The sequence below is a fragment of the Vibrio sp. 378 genome (genome assembly GCF_033339435.1).
In genome coordinates this window covers 270309-286693 of record NZ_JAWOUO010000001.1, presented here as the reverse complement: position 1 = coordinate 286693, position 16385 = coordinate 270309, and the positions used below count along the sequence as shown (strand labels likewise).

18 protein-coding genes and 1 riboswitch are annotated in these 16385 nt (G+C 42.4%); of the genes, 14 read left to right on the top strand and 4 right to left on the bottom strand.

Annotated elements, in window-relative coordinates:
- Positions 1-62: 62 nt before the first annotated feature.
- The 9 genes from R7Q48_RS01340 (at position 63) to R7Q48_RS01300 (ending at position 8590) form a co-directional block, all read left to right on the top strand.
- A complete protein-coding gene (locus R7Q48_RS01340; protein WP_005373673.1) occupies positions 63-776 on the top strand; it encodes a response regulator in 714 nt (237 codons plus the stop codon).
- Positions 776-2074, top strand: a complete 1299-nt coding sequence (locus tag R7Q48_RS01335) for an ATP-binding protein (protein WP_213867599.1) — start codon at positions 776-778, stop codon at positions 2072-2074. The genes R7Q48_RS01340 and R7Q48_RS01335 overlap by 1 nt, the downstream gene beginning before the upstream one ends.
- Before the next feature lie 119 nt (positions 2075-2193).
- A complete protein-coding gene (locus tag R7Q48_RS01330; RefSeq protein WP_005373677.1) occupies positions 2194-2586 on the top strand; it encodes a glycine zipper family protein in 393 nt (130 codons plus the stop codon).
- A gap of 127 nt (positions 2587-2713) precedes the next feature.
- Positions 2714-3070, top strand: a complete 357-nt coding sequence (locus R7Q48_RS01325; RefSeq protein ID WP_017635149.1) for a diacylglycerol kinase — start codon at positions 2714-2716, stop codon at positions 3068-3070.
- Between the two features lie 21 nt (positions 3071-3091).
- Positions 3092-4747: a phosphoethanolamine--lipid A transferase gene (locus tag R7Q48_RS01320; RefSeq protein ID WP_318132119.1), complete on the top strand. Its 1656-nt coding sequence runs from the start codon at positions 3092-3094 to the stop codon at positions 4745-4747.
- Between the two features lie 123 nt (positions 4748-4870).
- Positions 4871-5803: a Gfo/Idh/MocA family protein gene (locus R7Q48_RS01315; protein ID WP_042522689.1), complete on the top strand. Its 933-nt coding sequence runs from the start codon at positions 4871-4873 to the stop codon at positions 5801-5803.
- Positions 5804-6021: 218 nt separating this feature from the next.
- A complete protein-coding gene (locus tag R7Q48_RS01310) occupies positions 6022-6453 on the top strand; it encodes a YccF domain-containing protein (RefSeq protein ID WP_005373685.1) in 432 nt (143 codons plus the stop codon).
- A 692-nt stretch (positions 6454-7145) separates the two neighbouring features.
- Positions 7146-7484, top strand: coding sequence for a hypothetical protein (locus R7Q48_RS01305; protein WP_017635147.1), 339 nt, complete (start codon positions 7146-7148; stop codon positions 7482-7484).
- A gap of 257 nt (positions 7485-7741) precedes the next feature.
- Entirely contained in the window at positions 7742-8590 is an 849-nt protein-coding gene (locus tag R7Q48_RS01300) for a patatin family protein (RefSeq protein ID WP_154204228.1), read from the top strand.
- Between the two features lie 141 nt (positions 8591-8731).
- On the opposite strand, the gene R7Q48_RS01295 is transcribed toward R7Q48_RS01300, so the two are convergent.
- Positions 8732-9580, bottom strand: a complete 849-nt coding sequence (locus tag R7Q48_RS01295; protein WP_017635146.1) for a pirin family protein — start codon at positions 9578-9580, stop codon at positions 8732-8734.
- A 401-nt stretch (positions 9581-9981) separates the two neighbouring features.
- Between R7Q48_RS01295 and R7Q48_RS01290 the strand changes: the two genes are divergently transcribed.
- The 5 genes from R7Q48_RS01290 (at position 9982) to R7Q48_RS01270 (ending at position 12875) form a co-directional block, all read left to right on the top strand.
- Entirely contained in the window at positions 9982-10191 is a 210-nt protein-coding gene (locus tag R7Q48_RS01290) for a cold-shock protein (protein WP_005373691.1), read from the top strand.
- 240 nt (positions 10192-10431) lie between these two features.
- Positions 10432-10641: a hypothetical protein gene (locus R7Q48_RS01285; protein ID WP_053304560.1), complete on the top strand. Its 210-nt coding sequence runs from the start codon at positions 10432-10434 to the stop codon at positions 10639-10641.
- Positions 10642-10691: 50 nt separating this feature from the next.
- Entirely contained in the window at positions 10692-10832 is a 141-nt protein-coding gene (locus tag R7Q48_RS01280) for a PA3496 family putative envelope integrity protein (protein WP_017633782.1), read from the top strand.
- 237 nt (positions 10833-11069) lie between these two features.
- Positions 11070-11169, top strand: a riboswitch (purine riboswitch).
- Positions 11170-11258: 89 nt separating this feature from the next.
- The gene (locus R7Q48_RS01275; protein ID WP_017819853.1) at positions 11259-12275 is read left to right on the top strand and encodes an adenosine deaminase; all 1017 of its coding nucleotides are present in this window, start codon (positions 11259-11261) and stop codon (positions 12273-12275) included.
- 126 nt (positions 12276-12401) lie between these two features.
- On the top strand, positions 12402-12875 hold the full coding sequence (locus tag R7Q48_RS01270) for a peroxiredoxin (RefSeq protein WP_005385557.1): 474 nt from the start codon (positions 12402-12404) through the stop codon (positions 12873-12875).
- A 60-nt stretch (positions 12876-12935) separates the two neighbouring features.
- Here R7Q48_RS01270 and R7Q48_RS01265 read toward each other — a convergent pair whose 3' ends face one another.
- The 3 genes from R7Q48_RS01265 to R7Q48_RS01255 form a co-directional block, all read right to left on the bottom strand.
- Positions 12936-14213: a S1 family peptidase gene (locus R7Q48_RS01265; RefSeq protein ID WP_256902785.1), complete on the bottom strand. Its 1278-nt coding sequence runs from the start codon at positions 14211-14213 to the stop codon at positions 12936-12938.
- A 235-nt stretch (positions 14214-14448) separates the two neighbouring features.
- Positions 14449-14856 carry an SPOR domain-containing protein gene (locus R7Q48_RS01260; protein WP_005373701.1) on the bottom strand — a complete coding sequence of 136 codons (408 nt, stop codon included), beginning with the start codon at positions 14854-14856 and terminating at the stop codon, positions 14449-14451.
- Between the two features lie 212 nt (positions 14857-15068).
- Entirely contained in the window at positions 15069-16238 is a 1170-nt protein-coding gene (locus R7Q48_RS01255; RefSeq protein ID WP_171342685.1) for a D-alanyl-D-alanine carboxypeptidase family protein, read from the bottom strand.
- Positions 16239-16385: the final 147 nt, after the last annotated feature.

The following is a 16385-nucleotide window of genomic DNA, read 5'->3' as shown; positions in this document are numbered from 1 at the left end:
TTGAAATAATTCGTAAATTTGTTTAAGTTCCATTGATATTAAATATTGTATACATCACTTAAATGAACGCACAACAAATCAAACCATCTCTAATCATTGTGGAAGACGATCCCAAATTACAAACTATGTTGGGAGAGTATTTTGTTGAACAAGGTTTTCAGGTCAAATGTATCGACAATGGGACGGACGCACCTAATGCGATTATTGACACACAACCAGACGTGGTGCTGTTAGATTTGATGCTACCCGGACAAGATGGTCTGAGTGTATGTCGTCAAATCCGAGAATGCTACAAAGGCAAAGTGTTGATGCTAACAGCAAGTGATGATGACTTCGATCATGTCGCCGCATTAGAAATAGGCGCAGATGACTTTGTTACTAAACCCATCAAACCTCGCGTATTGCTGGCTCGTATTCGCATGCTATTAAGAAGAAAAGAGGCGGCGCCTACCGAGTCCGAAAACGGCCTACAAATTGGTGTTCTGTGTTTAAACCGATTGCGTAAATCGTGCGTAATGAACCAAGAAGAAATTGCGCTGACAGACGGCGAGTTCGATTTGTTGTGGGTTCTTGCAACGCATGCTGAAAAAACACTATCACGCGAGTGGCTGACCAAAACACTGCGTGGTATTGAATACGATGGAACAGACCGCACCATTGATAATCGCATAGTGACACTGAGAAAGAAGCTAGGCGATGCTTCTTGCTCACCACAAAAAATCATTACCGTTCGCGGCAAAGGCTACCTATTTATGCCTGATGCATGGAATGAATAATGAGACGGATTTATCTGGAAAGCTTTGTTGGCCTTATCATTCTGTTTATGGCTAGCTTGTGGGGATACGAGTTCTTAGTTTATGAGATCAACACAGATTATGACTACCTGTTACAAGAGCATGAGGGTCAAGCTTTTCACGATCTGATCTACCCTATCTATAAAGAACACGGATTAGAATATACTCAACAACAGTTGGAACAATTTGCCACATCAAGCCACCGTTTGTTGGTGCCTCATACGCTTGAAGAGCTTCCAACAGACATCAAAAAGGCGTTTGAAAATGATACCTCCGTTAACGTCGCTTACGATGAAGAAAGGGATATCTGGTTCCGCCTAGATGCGAGCACGCCTATCTTTAAAATGAGCGATAATCCGAATAGCCCTGTGGTTAAAGCTGCCAACTTTGATGACAATATCGTTTGGTTGTTCTTTTTAGCTGGATTTGCTCTGTATTGCATATTGTTGATCTGGTTCTTAAGCCGTCGGATTCGAGAGCTAGAGAGAGTGACCGTTGAGTTTGCCTCAGGTAACTTCAAGGCTCGAGCTAGTACCTCAAGCGCTAAGTCTGTTGGGACGTTAAACAAAAGCTTTAACACGATGGCCGATAAAGTATCTCGCTTGATCACTAGCAATACAATGCTAACTAACGCCGTTGCACATGAATTGCGTACCCCAATCTTCCGCTTACAATGGCAAGCAGATTTGTTATCGGATTCAACCTTAACTGAACAACAGAAAAAGTATGTTTACAGTATCGTCGAAGACATTGACGAGATGGAAGAAATGGTTGAAGAATTGCTTTACTACGCAAAGATGGAGCGTCCTGACACAGCATTACAAACTCAAGAAGAAGTCGTCCTATTCAACTTAGTCAAAGAATTACGACAGAGATGGCAAAAAGAGACTACGCTCGCTATCTCGCTTCAAGAAGTAAACTCAGAAAACGTTCTCGCGTTTGCTGACCCAAAATTGTTAAAGCGAGCCTTAGATAACTTGCTGCGCAATGCAATGCGGTACGCAGATAAGCAGATTTTAGTGGAGATAAAACACGATCAGCACCGCTGCTTCATCAATGTTCATGATGATGGCATAGGTATTGAAGAAAAGCATTGGCCTCATCTATTCGAACCATTTTACAGCGCGGATGAATCTCGCAACAAAAAGACGAGCGGGTTTGGGCTCGGTTTGGCGATTGTCAGACAGATAATGGAGCTTCAACGTGGAGAAGTTTCGATTTGCCATAGCCCACTTGGAGGAGCTTGCTTCACACTTAGCCTCAAAAAATCAGACAGTTAACTTAACCTTCCTACCCCGTTTACAGAAGACGACACTTCAATACACTCAAGCGACAGAGCCCAACAATAAAACAGCGTACATTTAATCCATAAGATTCACACACTAAATGGATAGTACTCATGTATAAATCTTTTATCCTGATTATGGCGCTTACTTCTACGCTTACAGCTTGCGCCTACAACCAAAAACCTGTCGTCGACATGACCAATGTTGACCCTAGTACATATGAACAAGACTTTCTTTACTGCCAAGGCTATGCAGAAAATGTCGACAAATCAGAGGCAGCGAAATCTGAAGCCACTAATGGGGCAGTTACAGGCGCATTGATCGGCGCAGCTGCTGGTGCGCTAGAAGACGGATTAGGTGGAGCGGCTGTCGGTGCTGCTGCCGGCGGTGCTGTAGGAGCTGGAGCTGGTGCTTTGAGTGGAACAAATGATTCAACCAAAACCCAATCTCTCGTATTGCGTAAATGTCTCCAGAACAAAGGCTATACCGTCTACGATCTTGATTAAATAAGCACTTTTCTTAAATTATCGCGCGATGGATTCTATTCACAAATGTTTCACGCTGTAACGATTAATCTCGTTACCTCTCTGGGATATGTGTTCCATCCCAATGCTTAAATAGTAAGGTCATATTTTGAAGCCAGGTAAAACAGGTATACGCCGTGTCATGGATGCGACCGGCTATTCATTTCAAGGATTGAAAGCCGCATGGACACACGAAGCCGCTTTTAGACAAGAATTGATTCTCGCCTTGGTGCTTTCCGTCTGTGCTTTTTTCCTTCCTGTCACCACATACGAAAGAGTGCTGATGATCAGTAGCCTGTTCTTGGTATTGATCGTCGAACTCATTAATTCCGCCGTAGAAGCGGTTGTCGACCGTGTTAGCGATGACTGGCACGAGCTCAGTGGTAGAGCCAAAGATATTGGTTCAGCAGCAGTATTTGTTGCGTTAACTCTTGCCCTTTTTATTTGGGCTTCGTTCTTGCTCTAATTTTTATTCAAGACACTCATTATGAAGACACATGATTTACAACAGAGAGGTATCTCTTACATTACCTTTACTTTCCTGTTGGCGCTGTATTTCGCTCTCGTCGTAAACATCCCTATTTATAAAGAACTGATCGGCATCTTTACACACTTAGATAATGTCAAGATTGGATTTATTATCACAATACCAATTTTCTTTCTTGCCGCGCTCAATTTCCTTTTTAATTTATTTAGTTGGCCTTGGATCGGCAAGCCGTTCTTTATAATTTTAATCATTGTTTCAAGTATGGTGAGCTACGCAAGCTATAACTATGGCACACTTTTCGATTCTGGAATGATTGCCAATATTGTTGAAACCGATTCGAGCGAGGCGAGTTCTTACCTGAGTGCTCACTCTGTAATTTGGACGCTGATTATGGGAGTTATCCCAGCGATAATTATCTTTAAGGTCAAGCTGCAATCTCAACGTCACCAATTACTGTACTTCTCTGTTACCAAATTAGTATCGATGCTGTCGTCGCTAGCTGTCATCGCCGTCATTGCCAGCGTGTACTATCAAGACTACGCATCTGTAGGGCGCAACAATAGCCACCTAAAAAAAATCATCATACCCACCCAGTTCGTTTACAGCGCGACCGGGTATGTGAAGGAGAAATATTTCACCACGCCAGAGCCATATCGAGAAATCGGCACAGATGCAAAGCAGTCAGATAGCGCCGTACAGCAAGCACAGCGCAAACCTACACTACTGGTTTTTGTCGTAGGAGAAACCGCTCGAACGCAGAACTACCAACTCAATGGCTATACACGAGAGACAAATCCTTATACTAGTAAATTGGATGTTATCTCATTTCAAGACGTAGCATCTTGTGGCACCGCGACTGCTGTATCTGTGCCTTGTATGTTTTCACAGCTCACGCGAAACGAGTTTGAACGCACCAAAGCGGATAACCAGGACAATGCTCTCGATATAATGCTGCGCGCTGGGGTTGACCTCATTTGGAAAGAAAATGACGGTGGGGATAAAGAAGTAGCCCACAAGATCAAGAAAATTGAAGTGGATCGAAAGCAAGTAAACCCTATGTGTAATGGCCAAACTTGTTACGACATGGCGCTATTAGATCATTTTGATCAGGAAGTCGCGGATATGCACGGTAACCGAGTGGTCGCCATGCACCTTATAGGAAGCCACGGTCCGACCTACTTTCAGCGTTACCCAAGAGACAACGCCTTCTTTAAACCAGACTGTCCACGTGCAGACATCGAAAACTGTAGCATCGAACAAATAGTGAACACATATGACAATACAATACGCTACACCGATCTTGTATTGGCAGAAACCATCAAAAAACTTAAAGCGTTAGAGTCTGAGTATAATACCGCGCTAATTTACATATCGGATCACGGTGAGTCACTAGGCGAAAACGGATTGTTCTTACATGGTATGCCTTATGGCCTTGCACCAGATTTCCAAAAACGTGTTCCTTTGATTATGTGGCTGTCTTCGGGCTTTAAACAAGCGAAGCAGATCAATACCGACTGTTTGTATAAACAAGCACAGAATGCAGGCCAATACTCACATGATAACGTGTTCCACTCTTTATTAGGCATTATGGATGTACAAACTCAAGCCTACGATAGCAAGTTAGATATATTCAAAGCCTGCCGAGCCGTTTCCTAAATCATTCAATAAAGCCTGGCTCAAAGTGTGAACCAGGCTTTTTCTAACAAGGTATTTAAACTCATCGCCACGCCAAGCGTTATACTGACAGTCCGCGATCCATACATCGAGATAAGGACTAGGATGAAAATTGGTATTATTGGTCTAGGGGATATCGCTCAGAAAGCGTACCTTCCTGTTATCACTCAGCTTCCAAATATCGAACTTGTATTTTGTACCCGCAACCCAAACACACTTGAGAGCCTGGCTAAGCAGTATCGAATCTCAGAGATCTGCCAAGACTACCAGCAACTTCTACACTTTGGCGTCGATGCCGTCATGATTCATGCGGCAACAAGCGTACACCCTCAAATAGCGGCATTTTTTCTGCAGCATGGAATTCCAACCTTTGTCGACAAACCATTAGCTAACAGTGCTGATGACGTGGAAAAGCTGTACGACATTGCCGAAAAAGAGAGACAGCCACTCTATGTGGGCTTTAACCGTCGTCACATTCCACTTTACAACCAACATATGCCACAAGTGCAGCAAGGCAACATATATGACTTAAAGTCGCTACGCTGGGAAAAGAACCGTCACCAACTACCGGGGGATGTTCGTACCTTTATATTTGATGATTTTATTCACCCATTAGACAGCGTTAACGTCACAGCCAAAGCCGATCTAAAAGATGCTTATGTAACTCATCAACTTGAAGGTGGTCAGTTGGCGCGTTTAGATATTCAGTGGCAACATGGAGATACTTTGCTCCACGCCTCGATGAATCGCCACTTCGGTATCACTACAGAGCGCGTTCAAGCTTGTTATGCAAACAAGGCAGTTGAGTTCGACTCCTTCGTTGAAGGCAAACTATGGCAAGCTAACCAAGAGCAAAAAATCAATTTGAAAGACTGGACGCCAATGCTGACGAGTAAAGGTTTCCATTCGATGTTGCTCGATTGGTTTGGCGTCGTTGAGTCTGGAAATATTGCTGATGAAGTAGTAACACGCAACATTGCCAGCCATCGATTGGCAGAGCAAATTTGTCAATATCTCGAGAAAGTTGTCTCTAGATAATGCGATTCTTGGCTATATGCTTGATTGAGTATTACGCTCTATACTAAAAAGACTTGCATTAAGGAAGGCATTCATTCTCTGTTAAGACTACGGCGATTATTCTATCAATCAGGTGAATGAGGGCACAAAAGCACACATCGACAAAACAGACGGTTTAGATTTGTTTTACGGTGCTCTCAGGTATCTGAATCATCACATTCAAGAATAAAGGAAATAGAATGAGAACACTTGGTAACATCATTTGGTTTGTATTTGGTGGCGTATTTATGGGGTTGCTATGGTGGTTTTTTGGTATTTTGGCCTTTATTAGCATCATCGGAATACCTTGGGGGCGTGCGTGTATCGTTATGGGTAATTTTTCCTTTTTCCCATTCGGTAAAGAGGCCATCTCACGCGATGAATTGACCAATGAAATGGACATTGGCACGAGTCCGCTCGGCGTTATTGGTAACGTCCTTTGGTTTGTATTTGCAGGCCTTTGGTTAGCTATCGGTCACGTACTTTCTGCCGCAGCATGCTTTGTCACCATAATCGGCATTCCGTTTGCGCTCCAACACCTCAAGCTAGCGGTTATTTCACTCGCACCAATTGGTAAAACGGTTGTATCGTCAGAAGAAGCTGCAATGGCTCGATACAACATCAATCGTTAGCAAAAAGCTAATGCGCTTTCTATCCTCTGGGCAGTCATGCTCAGAGGGTAACGCCCGTCAAAAGTAAGCCTATAATCGCTATCGCATATTCAATAATGGCTGATTGTATATTCATACCGTCACCTTTACGTTGAAGTTTATCCTAGCTCAGCACTGCTTTACTTTTATAATTAATCAATACACCCAAGTGAGTTCAAGATGCTAGACTCATAGCGTCGTCACTGATTCAAACTCCAAGAACGACGTAACGAAAAAGCGAGCTATCCTATGCTCGAAATATGGGTTCTTTCCCCCTCGAAGTAGAGTTCAACAACAAAAAAGACGAACTATAAGCATAGCCAAAATTAATGCTTTTCGACCTAAAATATCTCACGTCAATCAAAGAAAGCTTCTAAGATTTTCTCTTTTTGAGTAAATATAGACAGTTACAGTAGCGAAATTCTTCTCGGTAAAAATCCCCACTCAATCTCATGATCAGTTTTTTAAAAAAACAACAAAAATTCGTTGTTATCTAGAGTAATTATTTTATTTGTCGCAGAGCAATTCCATCAATATCATTTGCGACATCGGAGTGCTAGAGCATTGAAATTTTTAGCATTTATCACAGGTATAGAACGTAAAAAACCTTTTATTACTTATTTTTCTTTTTTACATATGTTCTAACTCAACGTCTATTCAGACAGGAATATACCGTGGATAAATATCAAGCAGCTTATGCTAAACGTCTAGAGAAACTAAATGGGGATCCATCTCCTAAAACGATAGCCCGCCTTTCGGCTTGGGATGCGTTTTTTAACAAGGAGTACGAGCTCCAAGACTTGGAATACCAGCTATCGGACGCTGCGCACCAGCACTATGAACAGTCGCATGCGAAGAGCGACATTAGCTTCAAAGAATTCAAACGAGCGTTCTATAATGAATCCATCAAAATTTACAATTTAACTGATGGCGCTTCTATCCAGAAAGTATTCACCCCATTACTTTTGCTTACAACGCTCTGGATAGTGTTTGTATGCCTATTTAACAAGTGATCATCAAACTATTCCAACAACGATCAGTATGGGACTACAGGTATGGCTCTATGTAAGGGGGCTAATTGGCTCGGTCTCCTTCACTAAATTAGCGACTCAATTATCCGCAATTCCATAGGCTAAAAGTGACAAGGGCATCCGTTGATGCCCTTTTTATTCAAAGGAACGCAACCTAGACCTTTGGCCCACTTGGGTATAAAACCATTATGCGTTAAGCTGCACGCTATTATCCGATTGATAAAGAGTGGAGCGAAGTGATGGAAAAAGTAGGCTCTCGAGCATTGATTGTCGAAGGTGGAGCCATGCGAGGCGTATTTTCATGCGGCATACTCGATCATTTTCTTGCTAGCGAGTTCTCTCCATTTGATAGCTTTTGGGGAGTGTCTGCGGGTGCTAGCAACTTGGCTGCCTACTTAGCTAAAATGCCCGGACGTAACTTAAAAATCTACCTCGATTACAGCTTAAGAAAAGAATTTATCTCTCCATCTCAACTTCTACGTGGTGGTGATATGATGAACTTAGACTGGATGTGGAATGTCACCCTCGAAGAACTTGGCATCGATAAATCTGCGCTCAAAGCTGATTCACGACCTTTCTTTTTAGGCGTGACGCGTCAAGACAATGGGCAAGCGGAGTACCACCTTCCTGATGTCGACGACTTGGCAGAAACAATGAAAGCCAGCAGCGCACTGCCTGTACTTTACCGAAATGGCGTATCACTGAACGGAATTCAATACGTTGATGGTGGCGTCTCAGACGCACTTCCTGTTGCAGAAGCAATAAATCGAGGAGCCAAAAAGATTATGGTTTTACGCAGTCAGCCCGCAAGCTATCAAAAGCCAAGAGGAAGATTCAGCGCCCTAACTAGGAGGATGTTGAAAGAAACGCCCGGATTAATTGAACCGATGTTGACACGTGAAGTTCGCTACAATCAGACCTTAGCGCTGATCAACAACCCACCACCTGGTATCGAAATCATTCAAGTGTGTCCTCCTGAAACATTCAAGTTGAAACGGCTGAGTCGATCGCCAGCACCACTGCGTCATGCTTATGAGTTAGGAATTGAAGCAGGAAAGGAAGCCATCATACGCTGGAGTCAGAAGTAGAAAAAAGCCACGTGGATTAAACGTGGCTAACGCAAATTCGTGGCAGTGGATTATCGTATTTGCTTCTGGTCGAGCCCAATATTCAGGCTCAAAACTGTTTTAATTTGCTCGCTAACTGAAAAAGCGAGTAGGCAGTCAAAACTAGTAAGTTTCAAATAACCCAGAGTTGTAGTCTTGGATAGCTTGTTCTATCTCTTCCATGCTATTCATGACAAAAGGGCCATAATGCACCACGGGTTCATTAATTGGCTCACCTATAAAGATCAGTGCACCACTCTCTTTTTCGGCCTGCAATTCAACCCATTCACCTTTCGATAAAATGGCCATTTCGCCTTGATTGATCTCACGACCTTTTAATTGAATACGACCTTTATAGACATAGAGCATCATGTTGTTGTCTTGATCCGTGTTCAAATTCAAAGCTTGACCACCCATCGCTCTCCAATCGGCTACCGTGGCAGCAACACCTGTCTCTGTTAGCGGCCCCTGAATTCGTTCGTTGTTTATAGTCATATGACCCGCAATCAAACGTACAACCCCCGTATTCGGAGTATCAAACTCAGTAATCGTTTCAGGTTGAAAATCATGATATTGAGCTGGCTGCATCTTATTTTTCGCGGGCTGGTTAATCCAAATTTGGAAACCATGCAGTTCGCCTTCCTTCATAATAGGCATTTCGCTATGGATGACGCCTCTTCCTGCCGCCATCCACTGTGCACCACCAGAACGAAGCTCGCCAACATTATCCATATGATCACGATGCTGGAAATGACCTTTCAACATATAAGTAAGCGTCTCGATACCGCGGTGCGGATGCGGAGGGAAACCGCCGATATAATCAGCGCGGTCTTCTGATTTGAGTTCATCCATCATCAAAAATGGAGAAAAACTAGCATGATTGAAACCCGCTACTCGGCGAATTTTCACTCCATCACCATCAGCAGTAGGTTGCGCAGGAATAAGCTGACGAATTTCTCTGAATGTACTCATACTAGTTCTCCTAGTTTATCTTTGTGACCGCTTGCAAATCGCATGTTCAATCTATGGCTATCGATAAGGTTCTATTTTAGGTTGATGAGCTAAAATTATGAGCCATACTATTCGTTCTACTTATTCAACTTTTTCGAACAATACAATTTATCGAGTTAATAATGAGCACATTTAATTTATCTAAAATAAATGTAGCTATTTTCTAAACAAGGTGTATAGTGTGCCTTGGCTCTTAGAAGAGAGCTGTTAATGCAACATTTAGTTTAAGTTTCCTCTCAGTAAAATCTTGAATCCCCAATTCAGACACCTGCGTACAACTTCCTCTTGATTGAACATTCAATAGCTTAGAAAAGATCCACAAAACAAATCATAATTTTTATGTTTAATTCAAAGGTATTTTTATGTCTAAAGTAACTGGTTCAGTAAAATGGTTTAACGAAACTAAAGGCTTCGGCTTTCTATCTCAAGACAACGGCGGCCAAGATGTATTCGTACACTTTAACGCTATCGTTTCTGACGGTTTCAAAACACTGACTGAAGGTCAGAAAGTAAGCTTCAATGTAGAGCAAGGTAAAAAAGGTCCTCAAGCGACTGAAGTAACTCCTCTATAAGACTGCTTTTCTTGGTGTAGCATGCCCATGCTGCACCAAACCTCTCTCCTTCAAAAATATTCTTTCATCAATCACTCAGCCTAATTTTAGGCATTGCTTTGTGCTATCTAAAATAAACTGAATAGTACTGCTTAATTTATTATTTATAGGAAAAATCATGTCCTCAAAAAGAACTGGCCGTCAAAGGCATTGGTATCAATTACTTAACAAAGAGAAAATCACTAAAAAACAGGAGAATAAATGTTAGAAATTGAATTTAATTTAGAACAACCTCAAACCTCTTGGCACGCTAAAATACATCAATTAAATGGTGATATTTTACGAAGACACGTATTACCGAAACTTCTTTCTCATAGCTTCATGATCGATTTTGAATATTGTGAGAAAACGCAATCTGGAACTATTCTCTGTGATTCAGGTTCAAAGTTAGGAAGTTTTACTGTTAACTGATTCAGTTTTCATGCATTAATGGATAATGCAACTAATTTGGAAGGTATCCAATGGCTAGAAAAAGTAAGAAGCAGTCAGAAAAAGACAAAAAAGAGTCTGAACAAAACGCGGCGGCGGTAAAGCAGAAAACTCGACGCCGCATAGAAGACATCATGGAACAAAGAGAATTTGATAAGTTATTCGATCTATAAATGCTCTCTAGTGCTTTCTCTGCCTTTATCGTTGTGCAAGGTACCGCCACCTACCTTTGCTCAAACGAATCTCCACTCTTTTAGACTACTCTTCTAATTACACGTGCCTCTCACACACGCAAAAACAACTGGCTCCTCTATACTCAAGTGACTTGCAAATAGTCGTTTCGCTCACAGGAAAACCCGTGACTAATGACAGTTAGGTTATTTGCGTATAGCCAAAGCGATATTTTTGCGTATAATCCCTCTCGTTTGCTTCGTATAACCCCAATGATATGGTTTGGGGGTCTCTACCAGTTCCCGCAAAGTGCTGATTACGAAGAGTTGAGATCATCGTGGGTCTTACTCTTTGTGATAGCGTTCGATTTATTTCTATCTATACCTATTCTTAGAGTAACTGCATCCACAATACACATAAGGTGGAATATGAACGCATTTATTCAAGGTCTTCCAAAAGTAGAGCTGCACTTACATATCGAAGGTTCACTTGAGCCGGAACTCTTATTCAAATTAGCAAAACGAAACGGCATCGAGATCCCTTACTCTTCTCCGAGTGAACTACGCAGCGCATATCAGTTCACAGACTTACAATCATTTCTCGACCTCTATTACCAAGGAGCGGGAGTTCTGCGTACTGAGCAAGATTTTTACGATCTCACTTGGGAATACTTACTGCACTGTAAAGAAGACAACGTTATTCATACCGAAATCTTTTTTGACCCTCAAACACACACAGAACGCGGCATAGACTTTGACACTGTTATCAATGGAATCGCTCGTGCGCTAAAAGATGGTCACGAAAAACTTGGCATTACCTCGCAAATTATTGCGTGTTTTCTCCGTCACCTTTCAGAAGAGAGCGCCATAGAGACCCTACAGGCTATTCTGAAACACCGTGATAAGATCATTGGTGTTGGACTAGATTCTTCAGAACAAGGTCATCCGCCAGCTAAATTCAAGCGCGTATTTAAACAAGCAGTAGAAGAAGGCTTACTTACCGTTGCTCACGCAGGAGAAGAAGGCCCCGCACAAAATATTAGCGATGCCATTGAAATGCTTTACGTGAGCCGCGTGGATCACGGTGTTCGCTGTGTTGATGATGAAGCATTAGTTGAATCCTTAATCGAAAGCCAAATGCCACTGACAGTGTGTCCGTTATCGAATCTTAAGCTATGTGTATTCGACGATATGAAAGATCACAATATTGTGGATTTGCTACGAAAAGGTGTCGCCGTAACGATTAACTCAGACGATCCTGTGTACTTTGGTGGCTACATGACGGACAACTTTTTGGCCGTCAACAACGCACATCCAATGAGTAAGAGTGAACTTGCCCAATTTACAATGAACGCGATTGATGCCAGCTTTATCGATAACGAGTTAAAGGCGAAATATCGTCACCTTGTTAGCCAATACGTAAACCAGCACGAAGCGTTGCAATAAAGGCATCAGTGCCACGCCTTAGGTCAAACGCGTAGGTATTAAAACCCTACAAAAACTCTGTGGTTAACCGCATTTATAAACGCTAGACTGAGAAAGCTAAACTAGCACACAAAAAGGAATATAATCATGATTCAACAAGGCCAAGCTCTACCAGTTGCAACTCTAAGTGAGTTGACTGCCGATGGTATGGTTAACCACGACGTTACAGAACTGTTTGCGAACAAGAAAGTCGTACTCTTTGCTGTACCTGGCGCATTCACCCCTACCTGTTCAGAAGCTCATCTACCAGGCTATGTGGTATTAGCTGATGAGCTAAAGGCAAAAGGTGTTGATGTAATTGCGTGCGTTTCTGTAAACGATGCATTTGTGATGCAAGCGTGGGGCGAAGCTCAAAACGCTTCTGAGATTCTGATGTTGGGTGATGGCGACGCTAGCTTTACTAAAGCATTGGGTCTTGAAATGGATACAGGCGGCTTTGGTGGTATTCGCTCACAACGTTACGCGATGATCATTGAAAACGGCACAGTGACTAAGCTTAACGTTGAAGAGCCAAAAGAGTTTGAAGCAAGCAAAGCAGAAACGATTTTAGCGGCGCTTTAAACTAAAAATAACTGTCGCCCCACAAACCTGTGGGGCGTTAATCTTTTAAAGCTTTTCTCACTATCTTCTTCGAATCCACATTATCAGTAACATAGCGAACAAGTAAACTTTCTCAGTGGTTCCTCCACTACCGCTTTCATCATTACAACCAAATTCCGTTTCTTCTCCCCCAATATTTATCTGACTCGGATTATTACATTGGCTAGTGTCAGATACTTCCTCTTCATCACTTGGGCTATCGCTATCTTCGTCTTCTTGAGCTTCATCATCAGAGCTTAATAAAAAATCAGGCTTGGTCACTATATCCTCTGGAGGTTCTGTAGACGTAGTAAATGAGTCGATCCAATCTCTAAAGTGAGAAACATTGGTATACCAAGTAGGCAGAGTGATTGAACTACAAACCGTATTTATTATCGGGCTAGCACTAATAATTCCAACTTGATAAAAGCTATTATCATCAATGCTATATCTTAACAATGGGCCTCCTGTATCCCCCCCACATGCTCCATTTCCATAAATGTTGTCCCCTCTCGTAATGCTCTTCGTAGGCAATGAACATAACTTTGTGGGATCAACCGGGGATTCAATGTAGATAGGTAGATCTTCCGCAGACTCTAAACGGTTGTAGCAAAGAGAAACTGGGTAATAAGAGACATCAGTTTCTCTAAATTTTGTATTACTTTCACCTATATCTGGGTCGTTATCTCCCCCACTCCCCCACCCTGCGACCTTGAGGTTCGGCTCTGGCTCTCCAGAGTCCCAATCACTCTCAGGATTTACCAAATCTAACAGCATCTGATCACTATCAGAGTTACCCAATAATAAGGAGTTGGCCATTTCATCTGGAAAATCCCTCTCTACGTATAACAATGCTAAGTCATTTTGATAAGCGGTCGATTCCACTATCGCCAAACCGGACTCGTCAGTGGTTACTGAGTTAATAGGATAATAATCGGGATGAATAACGACATGGGTAACTTTATATATATCTGGTAGCTCAACTCTTTCCAAGTCAGACTTCCCTACAGTCACCGATATTTCTTTTGGTTTTGCTACATCGAAATTGGTGAAGACATCTTTGTTTTCGTTACCGTCCTCATAACTTGCATCCGAAGCAACTAGGCAATGTGCAGCTGTCAGCACCCAGCGACTGCTGATTATAGTGCCGCCACAAGAGTGGTCTTCGGCGAAAATACTAGCCCTTACTGATGCCATAAAGGAATAGTGAGTTTCGTACTCATCTTGAGTTGGTACGGTATAATCGTCTTCAACAACAATTGCATACGCTGGTATACAAGTGATCAATAAGCTGATTAAAAATCTCCATCTGTTCAACATACTACCCCCCTCCCCCTAAGTTTATTGAAACAGAGATAAATGCATGCTGAGCTTCAATTGCACTCACATGCATAGATAAGTGTTCTTAGAGAGTGTAGGTGCTCATTCAACTATTGACTTAATTTCTACCTAAAGTTGAAAAATATGTGATTGCATTCCAATAAATAAGACCCTTAAACGAGGCCCCCTACTTAATTAGATCCTGTTGCAGGGGGCCTAGAGAAGAGCTAAAGGGCTAACGCATTCTCACAACACTCGTTTGTTGCTTACGCTGCATTTCCGCAAAAGTCAGCACAAACGGGGATGACTGCTTTACACGGCTTGGTAATGAAGAAAGCGCATTGTAGGCATCCTGTTTCGTTTTAAAATCACCAACAGTTACCGTATACCAACGCGTGCCTCGGCTGTTTTTCCAGTTAACCCAAACCGGATGCTTAGGATCGATATAGCGAATATAATCTTTCACATCTTTTTCTTGCTTTAGCGCGAGTACCTGCATTGTGTAATGGTTTGGGTTTAAATAACCATATGCATCCTGAGAGGTCATGACTCCAACACATTGGCCGCTATCGACCTCCTGCTGGTAAGGCATAGCGCAGCCCATGAGCGATAAAATCAATGTCAAAGATAAAATCTTGTGCACGTGTCACTCCATTCTTGTTCTAGTTTCTTTTCTCTCGCACCCAAAAACACAAAACGCTCTTGGTCAGGTAAAAACACACCCTTACAAGAAGGCCTGCGTTTTAACGCAACGAGTATTCCAAAAACGTAAGGCGACCACGTCGGTCGCCTTAGTAAATTGATTTAATAGAACATTAACAAGATAGAGTGATATAGACAGAAGTTCGCTACTGTTTAGAACCAGCTAGCGACCAATTGCTTAAACCAGTCTAAAATTCGCTTGAATAAACTGCCTTCCTCCACTGACTCCAATGCAACGAGCTCGGCTTCATTTACGACCTTACCGTCGACTTTGTAAAGCACTTTACCAACCACTTGTTGCTCAGAAATTGGCGCAACTAAATCACCGTTGTATTCAACTTCCGCTTGCAACTTTTTTACATCTCCTTTTGGCAAAGTGAGATAAACATCGTTAGCTACGCCGACAGTAAGCTCGTCTTTTTCGCCCATCCAAACTCGAGCTTTCGCAAGTTCCGCACCCGCCTCAGTCGGCATTACCGTATCGTAAAAGCGGAAGCCATAACTTAACAGCTGCTTGCTTTCTGATTCACGAACATTCTCGCTCTTCGCTCCCATCACTACGGCAATCAAACGCATATCACCTTGTGTTGCAGAAGTCGCTAGACTATAACCCGCACCGCTTGTATATCCAGTTTTCATGCCATCGACATTCATACTACGATCACGAAGCAAGCCATTACGGTTGTATTGAGTGATGCCATTGTAAGTAAAAGAGGTTTCGCTATACAGCGGATAGATATCAGGTAAGTCACGAATAATCGCTTGGCCCAACTTGGCAATATCATAAGGTGTCGAATATAAACCGTCACTGTCTAGGCCGTGAGGGTTGGTGAATGCCGTGTTAGACAATTCAAGCTTGGCGGCCCAACTATTCATCAAACTCACAAACCCTGATTCACTTCCCGCAACATGCTCAGCAATAGCGACACTGGCATCGTTACCAGATTGAACAATCAGACCACGGTATAAGTCAGACAAAGAAACGGAAGTATTGACTTCAATAAACATTTTTGAAGAATCTGGGAAATTTTTTGCCCAAGCATTTCTGCTGATGACAACCTCATCATTCAACGTAATATTGCCTGTATTAATTTCTTGACCAGCTACATAAGCAGTCATCAACTTCGTTAAACTCGCAGGGTTTAAACGTTTGTGGGCATCACGTTCAACCAGTACTTTCCCCGTATGGAAGTCCATCAAAACATAACCACGAGAACTGAGTTCCGGCGCATTTGGCACAACTGAAGGCGCAGCATAAGCCAACGAGGATACAGCAGCGAACCCTGTAATTAACACTGTGTGTAATATAGTACTTTTTCTCATCATGACATCTTATCTTAGTAGCATTTAAGGCTTACAAACGGTACCCGAATGAATTCAAAGCGCGGGATTACCTAGTTAAAAAACGAGTATATTGAAACGGCGCTCAGTTACAGCCACCTTGTTACGATTGGTTACTTTTACTCAATG